Raw genomic sequence first — 14,085 nt, 5'->3', positions numbered from 1 at the left:
GCGAACCGTGAATCGCACCCGCACCCTTGGCCTGGCCTTCTGCATGGCCCATGGCGGAAAAAGCCTGCTGTGGACCGGGGCGGATGCATTGCACCTGTTCATCCTCATCCGGGTTCTTCATATCACGCCGGCGGTGGCGGGCGGCTTGTTCGTCTTCGCTTCCTTCTGGAATGCGTTGATCGATACGCAATGCGCGCGATGGCTCGATCGATTCCCCGACAAGCGTGCATCGATCGCCGGGTGGATGGCGGTGATTGCCAGCGGGTCCTTCCTCCTGCTTCCCTGCCTGCCGCCTGGCCAACCGCTATCTGCCGCCCTCGCCCTGCTGGCTTTCCGAACCGCCTTCTCATTGATCGATGTGCCACATAATGCCGCAGGCGCGACGATCGCATCGGTTCAGGGGCATGTCGTCGTCTCGCGCTGGCGCGCATTGCTGGGCGGCGCGGCTTCGATTCTGATCGCGGTGACAGCCATCCCTCTGGTTCAGGCCAACGGGTTGACCACAGGCGGCGTCCGGTGGATGCTCGCCGGCGTCGCTCTGATCGCCGCGCTGCTCCTCGTCCCCCTGCCCTGGCTGCTGCGAGCCATGGACAAGAGCAGGCCGGCCGCTCATCCTTCCGTCGAGCGACGAGGAGGCAATTGGGGACTCGCTGCTTATTGCCTCACCCAGATGATCGGTTTCGCGGCGCTGGGTTCCGTGGCAAAGGCTGTGTTGCATCTCGGCACCATGGGGTTGGAGAATGCCCTGCTGCTCCTGTGCTTCATGCGGCTGGCGGCTGCCTGGCTCTGGTCGCCGCTGGCTGGCTGGCTCGGTTCCCGGGTCGCGTTGGGCTGCGCCTATGCCCTGTGCGCCCTGTCCGTAATGCTGCTGCCGATCATAGTGAGCCATGGCGAGTGGGCTTTGACAACCTTTGGCCTTTGCCTCTTTGGCTTTGCCGGCGGGGGCATCGCGCTGTTCGCCTGGTCCAGCCTGTCCGAATTGGTTGCGCGCCCCGATCGCTCGGGCCGTTCCCTGCCCGCCGCGCAGGCTCTTGGCTGGTTTACGGCCACTTCCAAGATCGGACTTGGGCTGTCGGGCCTTTTGACGGGTGCCTGGCTCAGCCAGCAAAGCGCGCCAACGCAAACCAGTCTATGGAGCTTATGCGGTCTGGTTTCGTTTCTATGCGCGGCGGTCGCGCTGGCGTCGATCATGCCCCAGCATGTCTTCGGAAAGGCCGCGCCGACACGCTCCGATCGGCGATCGACGGGAGATCATATCCTGCTCGACAATGCCGGAAATGCGGTGACAGCACGGTGAGGATGCCGGCTGGCCCTCATTCCTCCCACGTAACGGCCGGATAATATTCAGCGACCGGGCAATCGCCATTGGGCGTGGTGATCTCCCCGGCAAATTCGAAGCGGCATTCCGGCGCATGGACATCCATGGCCGCCGCCTGGGGCCATGGCGCCCATATGCTGCCGGCAGGAGCCGCGCGGGCCAGGATGAAGGCCAGCGCATCTTCGCCCGGCGCCCCGTCCTCACCCGTCGTCACTGTTCGATACTCCAGCCCCAGCCCGCGCTCCGGCCTTGCGCTCACCATGGCTTGCGCAAGGTGCATCGCCGTCTGGAGATCGTCCAGTTCGATGTAGAACATGTCGTTCACCGAATGCCGTCTTGCCAGGTGACGAAACGCATCGGGCAGTGAAAGGGGGGATGACGATGCGAGAAGCGCCCGATTTACGGCCGTGACGAGAAGCCCGTCCCTGGGCGGCATCGACTGATCAAGAATAACGCATTGGAACGGAAGGCCACGCCTCTGCCACAGCATGTCCGCCGCCATATAGACGCCCGATCGCCGTCCGACATTCAAGGCGACCGCGCGCGTCGCAAAGGCGCTGGCGCGACGCAAGGCCAGCCCCATCGCGATTTCCGCACCTTTGGCGATCGCAGCTTCGGACAGGCTGGCAATGCCGTCCGGCGCCTCCAGACTTTCAGCGCTATCGACCAGCCGGTCGAACCGTCGCCGCCACTCGCCGCCGAACGGGATCACGGAAAAGTCGCGAAAGACATGCAGGGCTGTCGGCAGGACCACATGCAGTTGCGCGCCCTTGGCGATCGCCAGTTCGGCGACCAATATGTCCGCGCCCGCCGCCAGCGCGCCATAGACCGCTCCGGGCTGAATCTCGTCCAGCGCCTCGCCGATTTTATGACGAGCCTCATCCTCATTGTCCGGCAGGCCGATAATGCCGCTGAAATACAGGCTCGGCGGCGGGCGCAACGGATCGAACATGTCGGCCGGTCGCCCTGTCAGCGCCAGAATCTGGCGGAATTGCCGCAATGTCGCGGCATGGTCTTCCCAGGCTTGCGGAGCGGCGGCCACGGCCCGTGCCAGCGCTGCCCTGCTGGCCTGCTCATCCCCCAGAAGCAGATGCGCCTCCGCCATCGTGGCGGCGAGCCAATAGCGGGTTTCGGGTTCATGATCGCCGCTATCCAACAAGAGGAGGACGTCGCGGGCAAGGCGCGCGGCGTGGTCGGGCCTGCCGTTCAGAAAAGCGAGCGTAGCGGCATTGATCAGGGGGTAGGTCGCGCGGCGCCCCTGACACGCCTGCATATAGGCGTCCTGCGCCTGCGACAGCAAACTGGCGCGATCATCCGCATCGCTGCGCAACGCCCGGTCCTTCAGCAGGCGGCCCTTGAGGCTTAAGACTTCGGGTTCGTCGGCTTCCAGCAGCCCAGCCTCGCTGAACATTCGCCACGCGCGGAGCGTGTCGCCTCCGCGCGCAACCGTGCGTATCCGGGCCAGAGCCGCCAAAGTCATGCCGCCGTCATTCCCCGCCGCGCCGTTCAATTATCCCTGGGCGGCGGGTTCTTGATGTCGGGGTCGATCGACAACGCGATCCACTGAACCTCTCCGGCCTCCGTTTCCTGCAAAAGGTCGACATTGATATTGAACCCATGCCGCGTTCCATATTTGCCGCCCCGGTTGTAGCGGGCATGGAAGCGGAGAATCTTGTAGCGATCCAGCGTCGCGTCATAGCCATCATATTCGACGCCCCCGTAAAAGGAAGCCAGGGATTCCTTGGTGGTGATGCCTTCGCGATCTTTCGAGAAACAGAGCTGATCGCCGACCAGCGCGATCTCGACAACCGAATCCTCCGTGATGGCGATATAGGTTCTGCACGGGGCAGCTGGCTGCTCGTACCGCAGCACGATCCGGTCATTTTCGGCCTTGAGAATGACATTGAACCGGATCGGATCGGCGTTCGGCAGTTCGATCGGCGCCAGCGGCGCGAGTCCATATTGGGTATAGTTCAATGTCGACATGAATCACTCCCCGTTGATTTCGAAAGGTTCTGCGAGTTTGGTCCGCCAGACGCGCCAGTCGTTGTTCGCCGGATCGGACGCGACGAGCCGGTCTACATCCTCCCGCGCCTCCTTCCTCAGCGATTCCGCGCGCGGCTTCTGGCCCATCTGGTACAGGAGTTGCGACATGGAGTAACGGGCAAGTATCCAGTCCTGAAGATAGGCTGCATTTTTCGGATCCCTGCGGAGCAGCCCCCGCAGGATCGCGCTTTGCCGGTTCCGCTGTTCCAGCGCCGCGTCATTCTTTCCCTTCAAGCGCAGCGCATCCGCCATCCATGCATGGCGATTGGCCAGATCCGCGGCGACGGCCTGATCGGCGGGCGCCATGTCGTGCACGCGCTGCATCGTCTCCAGCGCTTCGCGACAGCTATCCAGGTCCGGCGTTCGACGCTGTTCGTCGTCGATGGCGATGGTGCAGATATTGCCCTGAGCATAGCTTAATTCCCGCCAATATTTCTCGTTCCGCGGTTCCAGCTTGACGAGCCGCCGCGCCAGCGCGCCATAGGCCCGGAAGCGGGGGAGCGCCTGTTGGTTGCGGCCCCGCATGAAGTCGACATAGCCCAGCCAGAACTCACTCTGGGCGTGGGCGAATATCCGTTCGGGGTTGCGCGGTTCCCCCGAAATCAGCGCGTTCGTCACGCGATAGGCTTCCTGAAATTCCGCCACCGCCGCCGCCTCGTCACCCCGCTTATAATCATCCTCGCCCATCGCCTGCACGATGCGCGCGCGCCGTTCGAGCGAATCTCCGGGAAGCGCGGCGAGATCGGGCTGGTCGGCATAATAGTTCAGGGCGCGCCGGTTGACCGTCTGGAGAATGTCGAGCCGCCCCACACCTCTGAGCTTTTCGCGCAGGTCGGTGAGCATGAATTCGATCAATCCTTCCGCCTGCTGCCGCTGCTTTTCCGCCTCACTTCTCGCCCGCGCGACGAAGATCAGCATTGCCGCCATGAATAGGGCCAGAATAACCGCAAAAAATGTGATGCCGATCACACGCCTGAGCTGACGCTGCGCATCACGCTGGATGATCCGGTCCAGCGCAATGCCGGTAAGACCGGCCACGATCTTGAGCCGGGCCAGCCTGACCCCATCTTGATTGGACCGAAAGTCCGCCGCGATCGGCTCATGCCGCACGCCATCCGCATCGAGCGCCGTCAATGATGATGGAAAACTGTCCGCGGGTTCGCCCTCGATCAGCGCCGCGATGACGGGGCGATCGGGATGCATTTCACGAAACAGGCTGATTTCGGCATCGACCCAGCGCGACGCCCTGGCCGCCGGCGAACATAGGATGATCAGCGCATCCGATCGGGACAAAGCCAACCGCACCTCCCTGTCGAGACTTGAAGCTGCCGGCAGTTCGGCACGGTCGCGGAATATCGGCGCCAACCGCCGCGGAACCATTCCCGGCGGCGCCGAAGCATCGACCAGGCGGGCAGGAAGGCGATAGGCCTCCAGCCAATGATGCAGCCTGGCCGCGGCCCGCTCATCGACATGACTGTAGCTGAGAAACGCGCGATAGGCGGGAGGGCCGGGCATCGCGGGACCAGTGCTGCCTGCTGTCATTCGAACCAAAGACTCCGGGGTTTCCGGTCCTTGCCGGTTCCCAAAAAACACCGATCCTTCCGCCGGATTGCGCCGTGACGAGAGCGGGAACGGACATTCTCCGTCCCCCTTTTACGTCGGGGATCGGAGCAGGGCCCGACGATGCCGGGCCGTGAGCCGCATCATTCTATTTCATCGCAACCGCCCGCCCCGTTTGAGAAGGGATTTATCGGTAGCCAAAGAAACCGCCCAAGTCACGCCGCAATGGCGCGACCGGCGGGGCAGCGGCTGCTATCGCGCGCCGGCGGAGATCGAACCGTCGGTCGGCAGCGTCAGGACGACCAGAAGCCCCGGCTTCGCGTCGTCCAGGATGAGTTCGCCGCCATGAAGGCGCGCCGCCGCCGTCGCCAGCGAAAGGCCCAGCCCGGCCCCGGCGATATGACGCGACGCATCCAGCCGCGCGAACCGCTTGAGCGCCTCCGCCCGGCGCGCCTCCGCTATACCCGGTCCATTGTCCGACACGCTGATATGGAGTCTGGTCGCTTCCTGCCGTGCCGATAGTCGAATATGGTCCCCGCCATATTTCAGCGCATTGTCGATCAGGTTCGACAGAAGCTGAGCGACCAGTTCCCGATGCGCGCAAATGACGAGATTGGCCGGCGCATCCACAGCGATCGTCACGCCCTTTTCCTCGGCGACCGCGCCATACATGTCCTGAAAATCGTGCAGCATCGCCCCGATGTCGAACGGCGCGAAACTGTCACGCCCGATCCCCGCCTCCGCCCGGCTGATCGTCAGCGCGGTGTTCAGCATCCTGATGAGCGTATCGCTTTCCTCCAGGGCGCGCTCCATCGCACCGATGGCGTTTTCGTCGCGGCTCTTGCTGAGCGCGTTTTCGATCACCGCGCGCTGGCGCGTGAGCGGGGAGCGCAGATCATGGGCGAGGCCGTCCGTCACCAGCCTCAATTCCCCGACCAGTCCAGTAATCCGGTCGAGCATGTCGTTGATAGCGCGCGCCAGCGCGTCGAACATATCGCCGCTGCCGGTCAGCACGATCCGTCGCCCCATATCTCCCGTGCCGATCGCCGTCGCCGTGTCGATCACCGAGCGCAGCCGGCGGCGGATGATGGCCGCCGACAGCCAGGCAGCGCCGCCCGCGAGCGGCACGGCCAGCAGCACAGCGCTCACCAGCGCCGTCTCCAGAAAGCCGCCGAAACGCAGGTCATTCTCGACGACATGGCCGGTCAGCAGGCGCGTCCCGTCGGGAAAGCGCGTGCTGACCACGCCAATCACCTCCGGCTCGCGCCCGCGCCGGTCATTGCGCAGCAGATTGGCGAGATGCCATTCTTCCGAAACCCCGACGCCCGCCGGCCAGCGGTCGAGATTGCCCGCGACCCTTTCTCCGCGCGGGGACAGCAGCAGGATCACCGTCTCGCCCGTGCGGTCGTTGGCGATCCGGTTGCGGACGGTCGCGCCCGCCGCCGCGAAGCCGGCGGCCGCATAGGTGGCCGCGATATCGTCGCGCAGGCCGACCGCCACTTCCCGGCTGGCATGGTTCACCGACCGTCCGGTGAACTGGTGCACCGCCCAGAGCGCGACCAGCACGCACGCGATCTGCATCAGGAAGATGAGCGCGGCAAAGCGCCATATGACCGAATGGCGCCAGCGCATAGGCGGGTCAGCCCCGATCGCTCAGGCGGTAGCCCGCGCCCCGGACGGTGTGGATCAGCGGCGCCTCCCCCTCTTCATCGATCTTGCGCCGCAACCGGCTGATATGCACGTCGATGACATTGGTGCCGGGGTCGAAATGATAGTCCCAGACCCCTTCCAGCAACATGGTCCGCGTCACCACCTCGCCCTTGTGCCGAAGCAGATAGTCGAGCAGGCGGAACTCGCGCGGCTGCAACTCTATGGCCCGTCCGCCCCGCTTGACCTTCCGGGCGAGCAGGTCGACCTCCAGGTCGCTGCAACGGAGCCTCGTTTTCCGCCCTTCGGCCCCGGTTCGCCGCCGGATGACGATGCGCAGCCGGGCCAGCAGTTCGGCGAAGGCGAAGGGCTTTGCCAGATAGTCGTCCGACCCGCCGGTCAGGCCCGCCACCCGGTCGTCCGCATCCGCCAGGGCGGACAATATGATGACGGGCGTGGCAATGGACGCCGCCCGCATCGCGGCCAGCACGGCCATGCCGTCCATGCCGGGCAGCATCCGGTCGAGAATGATCGCGTCATGCGTCTGCTCGGTCGCCATGAACAGGCCGTCGCGGCCATTGTCTGCGCGATCGACGACAAAGCCCTCCTCGGCGAGACCCTTGGCGATATAGTCTGCCGTCGTGGCGTCATCCTCGATCAGCAGCACCTTGTGGCTCATGATCAGCCTACCCCTTCCATGGCGCGCATCCTTGCGGAGCCGCTCATACGCGATGTCGCGCTCCCCCGGCCGCCGCCGACCAGCCGTTGCAGGTCGACCATGGCGCGCGCCATCGACAGGCCTTGCGGACCAGCGATGAAGCGTGGTTCCCATTGGGGCGCGAACTTGGCCTTATAGGCCCGAAGCCCGTCAAATCCATAGAAGCTCCCGCCATGACGATAGAGAAAAGCGCCCGCCTTCGTCCAGGGCGATGCCAGCCGCCGTGCCTCCAGGCCGGACAATGGCGCCAGACCGAGCGCGAACCAGCGATAGCCCTGGTCCTGGCCCCACTGCATCAGACGGGCGAACATGAAATCCATCACGCCATAGGGGACGGCCCTGTCGTGGCGCATCAGATCGACGGACAATTCGCATCCGTCCGGCGTCGTCCAGATATTGGCGAAGGCGACGATCTCGCCCCGGCAGCGCACGAGCGCAAGATCGAAATGCCGGAGATAGGACGGATCGAAACGACCGACGCTGAATCCCTTTTCGCTCGCGCCTTTCGCGTCCAGCCAATGGTCCGAAATCGCCTGCAGCCGGGGCAACAGCGCCGGCACCTCCGCCGCGCGGACGATCTCGAAACAGGCGCCCTCCCGCTCGGCCCGGCGAACGGCATGGCGCAGAGGACGGGCGTTGGGGCCATCCAGGGTGAAGCGCGCCAGATCCACCCGCGCCTCCTCGCCATATTTGACGATCGACAGGCCAAGGTCGATCGCGAGGGACAGGCTATCCATGCTGAGTTGATAGATGAGCAACCGGCCTTGAGCTGCATCGGCGCGTTCCCGCATCTGCCAGAGCAGGTCGGACCATTCCGCCGGATCACCGACCGGATCGCCCATCACGATCCAGCTATGCCCCTGGACCTGATACATGAGAAAGGCGCGCCCGGAGGGCGACACCAGGAAATGCTTGTCGCCGGTCAGGGCCAGACAGGCATCGGTTCGGCTGGCCAGCGCCAGCGCGGCCGCGCTCGGTGAAGGGGCGTCGGTGGCCGTGACGGCACCGGCGGAAGCAGGCCGGAGCATGGTCCAGATCGCGGCGCCAATCACCACCACCCCGGTCGCCAGCGCGGCGCGCAGGAAACGCGACGCATCATGATGACGGCCGAACTGCCACCACAGGTCATTCTGATAATCGACATGGCGATAGACGAAAAAGCCGATCCATATCGAAATGCCTACAGCCACCGCTAGCGCGGCGATCCATTCAGGAGACAGAATGGCGGTGGTGAAACTGGTTCTGCGGTAAAAGGCCGACCGGCTCGCCTGCAACAGGCCTGCGATGATGATCAGAACAAGAGCTTCCTCATAGTCCAGCCCCTTCATCAGCGAGAAGATAGCCCCGGAAACCAGCAGCAGGCGCGTCAGCCAGAAGGCGCCGTCCAGCCGGCGGTAGAGGCCCGATGCCAAGAGGATCAGGACCGCGCCGACGACGCTGGCAGCCAGATGGGATGCTTCCAGAAAAGGCATGGGAAAGAAAGCATTCAAGGCGCGGAACCGCCCAGGTTCCGCCGGCAGGGAACCCGACACCAGAAGCACGACGCCGCCGACCGCGACCAGCACCGCCAGCAGTGCCGGTGCGATTTCCCGCAACAGCATCTCGGCGCCGTCCAGCATTCGGCTGGCCGGCTTTCGCCAGGCCCGGCCTTCATGAACGGCGATCAGGATGATCGCGACGAACAGCGGTATGACATAGTAGATCGCGCGATAGGCCAGCAACGCAGCGAGCATGTTCGGCCGGTCGACCTGCGGCACCGCCGCCAGCATGACGGCTTCGAACAGGCCGATCCCGCCCGGTACATGGCTGACCAGCGTCAGGATGATCGCCAGCGCATAGCCGATGAAGAAGGCGGGGTAGAGGGTGATGCTCGCCTGCGGCACCAGTACGAACAGCGCGGCGCTCGCCGCCATCAGGTCGATGCAGGCCACGCCGATCTGCGCCGCTGCCTGTCGCCGCGTCGGCAGCGCGAGCGTCCAGTGGAACAGACGGATCGACCGAGACCGCCTGCCCAGCGCCAGGAGCAGGACCGCCGCGCCGGCCAGCAAGATGCCGCCGATGCCCTGCTGGAGCGGCATGGCGACGCCCACGCCGTCCAGGGACATGGCGATGGGGTGGAGCACCATCAGGAGCGCCGCCATGGTAATAACGCCACCCCAGAATGCCAGTCCGGCCGACAGAATGATGCGGGCCGTTTCACTGGGCCGCAGCCCTGCCGCGCCATAGATGCGCAGCCGTGCCGATCCGCCCGTCAACAACGACAGCCCCAGATTGTGGCTGAGCGTGTAGCTGCAGAAGGAGGCGAGCGCGACCGTCCGCCATCGAAGCCGCCTGTCCATGGCGTGCAATGCGATATGGTCGTAGAGGGTGAGCGTGAGATAGCTGAGAATGGTCAGCCCGGCCGACAATGCGATCGCACTTGGCGGAATCGCATGGAAGGCCGCCCGAAAATCCCGCACATGCATCCCGGCCAGCAGATGATGAAGCGCCGCGAAGCCCAGCCCGGTCACGAGCATCATGCCACCGATCGCAAGCAGCGTCTTGTGGCCGCGTATCCAGCCCTCGATCGCATTGGTGGTCATCGCCGCGTTCCCGATGCCGGCAGGCTCCGGTCTATGGCTCGCAACAGGACGGCGCTCACGGCATCCGCGTCATGCTCCAGCGGGTGTCCGCCAGGCAGCATGACCCGTGTCGCATTGTGCTGATGGAGCGAGGGGCAGAGGCTCGCCGCTTCTTCCCGTCCATAAATGCAAAGCAAGGGAACCCAGCTAAGGCGCCGCGCCGCCACCACGGCATCCTCTTCCGGTTCTCCCATCGAGAAAATCTCGGTGGGAGAGGCGCGCCATTGCCGCGTCGCGCCCGGAACGACCAGACCGACAAATGCTATCCGCCTGCGCAGCGGCTCCGGCACAAAGGGGAGCGAAGGCGCGATCACGTCCGCGCCGAAGGACTGGCCGATCAACAGCAGGGGCGCGGCCGGATCGATCGCGATGGCGCGGCGCAACCCGTCCGCGATCATCGCGCCCGTCTGTTCGGGCGTCCGCCGCGTGCGAAAGAAATGCAGGCTGTTTGCGGTGATGACGCTGATGCCGTGCCGGTTCAGCCGCTCGACGATGGCCGGCCCCAGCCCCGCATGAAATCCCATGTCGCCCGACAGATAGAGCGCCACCGCGCGCGGGTGCGGCGACGCCTGCGCCGTGGCAGGCATGACGCCGAACAGGGTGCCGCCGATATAGCCGATATACCAAAGGGCAAGCAACGCCAGGCCCGCCACGATGATGAGCGGGCGGATGACCCTCCTCATGCCATCGCGCTCCGACCGGTCGCCAGCGCTGCTCCACTCTCGACCTCGCCGGACTGCACGCGCCCCGTCCGCTCCAGCTTGCCCCAGCCGACCCACGGCCCCAATATGGCGGTGCCCACCGCCCGGATGACGACGCCGTACATGATCTGCCGATAGACGATCCGCTGTGCGACCAGCAGCAGCGCCGGATAGCGTCGCTCGCGCGGTTCCAGCCGATAGGCGACTGCGCCGCAGGCAATATCCACCGCGGTAAAGACCAACCAGTAAAAGGCCATGCGCAGCACGTCGCTTTCTGTCTGCGCCCAGCCATGCTGATGCACGCGCACGGCCGTATCGATCATGCTGACCACCAGCGCGAGATCGATAATGGGGGAAAGGATGGCGAAGCCGATCTGGAACAGCCATGCCTGGGGCAAGCCGACCCATGCCAGCCCGGCCGGATTACCGTCGCGCCAGATGCTCCGATGCTTCCACAGACATTGCAGCGTGCCATAGGCCCAGCGGAAGCGCTGGCGAGCGAGCGCGCGAAAACTTTCCGGCGCTTCGGTCCAAGCCACCGCATCGGTATCATAGGCGATGCGCCAGCCCGCGCGCTGCACCGCGATCGTCAGATCCTGATCCTCTGCCAGCGTATCGAGCGGATAGCCGCCCACGCTATCCAGCGCCGACCGCCGCCATGCCCCGACAGCGCCCGGCACGACCGTGATCGCGCCGAATCGGGCCAGGGCGCGACGCTCCAGATTCTGCGCCGTCACATATTCCACCGCCTGCCAGCGGGTGACGAGGTTCACGCGGTTGCCGACCATCGCATTGCCCGCAACCGCCCCGACCTGCGGGTCCGCGAACCAGCGGGCCAGCCGGGCGATCGTCCATTCCTCAAACTGGGTATCCGCGTCCAGCGCGACGATGATCGGCGCCCGCGCCATCTCCAGCGCCCGGTTGAGCGCCGCCGCCTTGCCGCCATTGGCCAGCGTGAGCAGCCGCACCCGCGCATCATGGGCGAAGGCCCCGGCCACGATCGCACTGGTTGCGTCGGTCGATCCGTCATCGACGACGATGACATCCAGCAGGACGTCGCGGCTGGCAAGCACGCGCCGCACCGACGCCTCGATCACTTTAGCCTCATTATAGGCGGGAATGATGACGGACACGAACTCGCCCGGACGAAGGGCTGGCGGGTCAATGCGGTTGGACCGCAACCGGCTGCCGAGCGCCAGCCCGGCGAGCATCACCGCGCGTCCCATGCCGAACAGGATGACGGCGAAGAACAGCCATTTGAGTATCGTCACGATGGACGCGACGATCAGGAATATGGCGACGTCAATGCGAACCGCGACAAGATCAGCGCCGCGGATCGGCGGCATGACCTGCGCAGAAGTAAGGCCGGCCAGCGCAGACACCGCGACGAAATGATAGCCCTTCGCCTTGAGCGCCTGAATGATGCGGGGCAGCGCCGCCACGGTTTGCGCCCGGTCGCCGCCACTGTCATGCAGCAGCACGATCTGCGCCGACCGTCCGGCATTGCCCTCCTCCACCTGCCGGACCGTGCGCGCGACGATGGCGTCCACCCCCGGCCGGGTCCAGTCGCCCGGATCGACATGCAGCCCGACATTCACATATCCGGCCTTCTGCGCCTCCAGCGCCGGTCCGATCTCGTCCGCCGTGGTCGGCTCGGCATCGCCGAAATAGGGCGCGCGGAACAGCCGGACCGCATGACCCGTATAGGCCTCGATCAGCCGCTGCGTGCTGTTGAGTTCCAGGGATATGCCCCGGGGCGACACCTGCGCCATATTGGGGTGGGTATAGCTGTGGCTGCCGATCTCGCTGCCCTGCGCGATGATTTGCCGCAGCAGGCCGGGATGCATGATGGCGTTCTCGCCAATCACGAAGAAGGTCGCCGGGATATGGGCCGACTTCAATATGTTCAGGATCGGCGGCGTCCAGACCGCGTCCGGCCCATCGTCGAACGTCAGCGCCACCATATGCGGCCGATAACCGGTGCGGCGGATCACATAGGGCGTGGGCAGGCTGGCGAACCGTTCGTCGACGATCAGCCCCTTGCTTGCCCCCGATCCCATATGGATCACGCGATGGCCGATGGTCGGCACATCGTCGATGCGCAATATCTCGCCTTCGCCCTCGATATCGACGGAGTTGAAGCTGGTGAGCCGGCTCATTCTGCTTGCCGAGGCATCGTCCTGCGCCTTGAACGCGGACCAGAAGCCGGGGTCCTCCGATCCCATCCGCCAGAGGGCGACGCCGCCGACGCCCGACAGCCTGGCCGCGCGAATCTGGTTCCATGCGCTGGCGCCGTCCAGCATCCACACATGATGGACCCGCCCGTCTTCCTGATAATCGAATGTGGGGTTGCCGCTGCCGGGATCGAACCGGATCTGCGCGTCCGAATAATGGGCGGAAAGCCAGGCATCCTCAATGGAGAGCGTGTCGGCCGGGCCGCCGCCCTCGGTCCAGTCATAGGCATAGTTGCCGACCGCGACGATAGTCTTGGAAGCGGGAACGGCGTGCAACGCGGCGCGCAGCCGCGCGACGAACCAGGGCTGCGCCGCGATCGGCCCGGCGCTCTGCCCGACATAATGCTGGTCATAGTCCATCAGGAATAGCCGGTCGGCCACTCGCCCATAGGCTCGCAGGTTCCAGCCCGCATCATCCACCGGCACGGTCAGCATCAATTGCAGACGCTGCTCATGCAACAGCGATGCGGCCTGCCGCAGAAAGGCCGGATAGTCGCGCTGGGCGCTGGCAGGCAGCGCTTCCAGATCGAACACCACGCCCGATCCATGCAGCTGCTTCAAAACGGGCAGCAAGCGCTGCAAGAACAGGGTTCGCGCGGCGGGATCATGCAGCAGCGCGGCAGTTCCGGCCCCGTCCCAATCGCCGCCCGCGACATTCTGCACGACCGGCATCACCCTGGGCCGGCGATGCGCGGCCCGGACGATGGCGGCGAAGGCGGGGTCCGCCGTCACCTGCAGGCTATGATCCCGCCCCGTGACCGAAATCAGGGCCGGCGCCACCCAATCAATCGAGCCTACATGCTGCCGCAACGACGCCTTGCTCGCATCGTCCCACGGCACGTAGAAGGCGACACGGACAGGTCTCGCCACGCGGGCCGGGCCTTCGGTCGGGAGCCAACCGGCAAGTTTGCGCAACGACGCGCCCAGCCGCCCCAGTCGCTGCCCGATGCCTTCCGCGCGAGGCCGCTCCATGTGCAGGGGGACAGCCGCCGGCACCGGAACGTCCACGATCGTGACGGCGAAGGCGATCGCCGCGACCAGAATGGCGGTCAGCGCAAGTCCAAGGGCGGGCAAGGTCAGCCGCCGCCGCCGTCCGCTCGCGTCATAGAAAATCGGCCTGTGCATCGTTCCGTTCGGCGATTTGGAGAGACGGCGCGACAGGGGGACGCGCCGTCTCTCACCCATTTGGCCATGCACGATGACCGTCAGTATCCATAGGCCGCGCCATATGACCGGCAGA

At 65.3% G+C, this 14,085-nt stretch carries 9 protein-coding genes; 1 reads left to right on the top strand and 8 read right to left on the bottom strand.

Going from position 1 to position 14,085, the window contains the following annotated elements; translation table 11 throughout:
* The first annotated feature begins 7 nt into the window (after positions 1 to 7).
* Entirely contained in the window at positions 8 to 1,297 is a 1,290-nt protein-coding gene (locus AC58EF_RS11275) for an MFS transporter (RefSeq protein WP_497276292.1), read from the top strand.
* A 16-nt stretch (positions 1,298 to 1,313) separates the two neighbouring features.
* Here AC58EF_RS11275 and AC58EF_RS11270 read toward each other — a convergent pair whose 3' ends face one another.
* The 8 genes from AC58EF_RS11270 to AC58EF_RS11235 form a co-directional block, all read right to left on the bottom strand.
* The gene (locus tag AC58EF_RS11270; protein ID WP_497276291.1) at positions 1,314 to 2,798 is read right to left on the bottom strand and encodes a TRAFs-binding domain-containing protein; all 1,485 of its coding nucleotides are present in this window, start codon (positions 2,796 to 2,798) and stop codon (positions 1,314 to 1,316) included.
* Positions 2,799 to 2,824: 26 nt separating this feature from the next.
* Complete coding sequence (locus AC58EF_RS11265; protein ID WP_497276289.1) at positions 2,825 to 3,304, bottom strand: nucleotide synthetase; 480 nt, start codon at positions 3,302 to 3,304, stop codon at positions 2,825 to 2,827.
* 3 nt (positions 3,305 to 3,307) lie between these two features.
* Complete coding sequence (locus tag AC58EF_RS11260) at positions 3,308 to 4,906, bottom strand: TIR domain-containing protein (protein ID WP_497276288.1); 1,599 nt, start codon at positions 4,904 to 4,906, stop codon at positions 3,308 to 3,310.
* Positions 4,907 to 5,176: 270 nt separating this feature from the next.
* Positions 5,177 to 6,556 (bottom strand): sensor histidine kinase, encoded by a 1,380-nt coding sequence (locus tag AC58EF_RS11255; protein WP_497276286.1) that lies wholly within the window; start codon positions 6,554 to 6,556, stop codon positions 5,177 to 5,179.
* A gap of 7 nt (positions 6,557 to 6,563) precedes the next feature.
* Positions 6,564 to 7,250: a winged helix-turn-helix domain-containing protein gene (locus AC58EF_RS11250; protein WP_497276285.1), complete on the bottom strand. Its 687-nt coding sequence runs from the start codon at positions 7,248 to 7,250 to the stop codon at positions 6,564 to 6,566.
* Between the two features lie 2 nt (positions 7,251 to 7,252).
* The gene (gene mprF, locus AC58EF_RS11245; protein ID WP_497276284.1) at positions 7,253 to 9,871 is read right to left on the bottom strand and encodes a bifunctional lysylphosphatidylglycerol flippase/synthetase MprF; all 2,619 of its coding nucleotides are present in this window, start codon (positions 9,869 to 9,871) and stop codon (positions 7,253 to 7,255) included.
* Positions 9,868 to 10,593 carry an AcvB/VirJ family lysyl-phosphatidylglycerol hydrolase gene (locus AC58EF_RS11240; protein WP_497276283.1) on the bottom strand — a complete coding sequence of 242 codons (726 nt, stop codon included), beginning with the start codon at positions 10,591 to 10,593 and terminating at the stop codon, positions 9,868 to 9,870. Before AC58EF_RS11240 ends, mprF begins: the two co-directional genes overlap by 4 nt.
* Positions 10,590 to 13,970, bottom strand: a complete 3,381-nt coding sequence (locus tag AC58EF_RS11235; RefSeq protein WP_497276281.1) for a trifunctional glycoside hydrolase family 18/polysaccharide deacetylase/glycosyltransferase family 2 protein — start codon at positions 13,968 to 13,970, stop codon at positions 10,590 to 10,592. The genes AC58EF_RS11240 and AC58EF_RS11235 overlap by 4 nt, the downstream gene beginning before the upstream one ends.
* Between the last annotated feature and the right edge of the window lie 115 nt (positions 13,971 to 14,085).

The sequence above is a fragment of the Sphingobium sp. WR1 genome (assembly GCF_059693745.1).
This window is presented reverse-complemented; position numbering and strand designations above follow the sequence as displayed.

What these genes read in the sequence shown, in the direction of transcription:
- AC58EF_RS11240 (WP_497276283.1), bottom strand. Translation starts at nt 10,593, where the DNA reads ATGAGGAGGGTCATCCGCCCGCTCATCATCGTGGCGGGCCTGGCGTTG.
- AC58EF_RS11260 (WP_497276288.1), bottom strand. Translation starts at nt 4,906, where the DNA reads ATGACAGCAGGCAGCACTGGTCCCGCGATGCCCGGCCCTCCCGCCTAT.
- mprF (WP_497276284.1), bottom strand. Translation starts at nt 9,871, where the DNA reads ATGACCACCAATGCGATCGAGGGCTGGATACGCGGCCACAAGACGCTG.
- AC58EF_RS11235 (WP_497276281.1), bottom strand. Translation starts at nt 13,970, where the DNA reads ATGCACAGGCCGATTTTCTATGACGCGAGCGGACGGCGGCGGCGGCTG.
- AC58EF_RS11255 (WP_497276286.1), bottom strand. Translation starts at nt 6,556, where the DNA reads ATGCGCTGGCGCCATTCGGTCATATGGCGCTTTGCCGCGCTCATCTTC.
- AC58EF_RS11265 (WP_497276289.1), bottom strand. Translation starts at nt 3,304, where the DNA reads ATGTCGACATTGAACTATACCCAATATGGACTCGCGCCGCTGGCGCCG.
- AC58EF_RS11270 (WP_497276291.1), bottom strand. Translation starts at nt 2,798, where the DNA reads ATGACTTTGGCGGCTCTGGCCCGGATACGCACGGTTGCGCGCGGAGGC.
- AC58EF_RS11250 (WP_497276285.1), bottom strand. Translation starts at nt 7,250, where the DNA reads ATGAGCCACAAGGTGCTGCTGATCGAGGATGACGCCACGACGGCAGAC.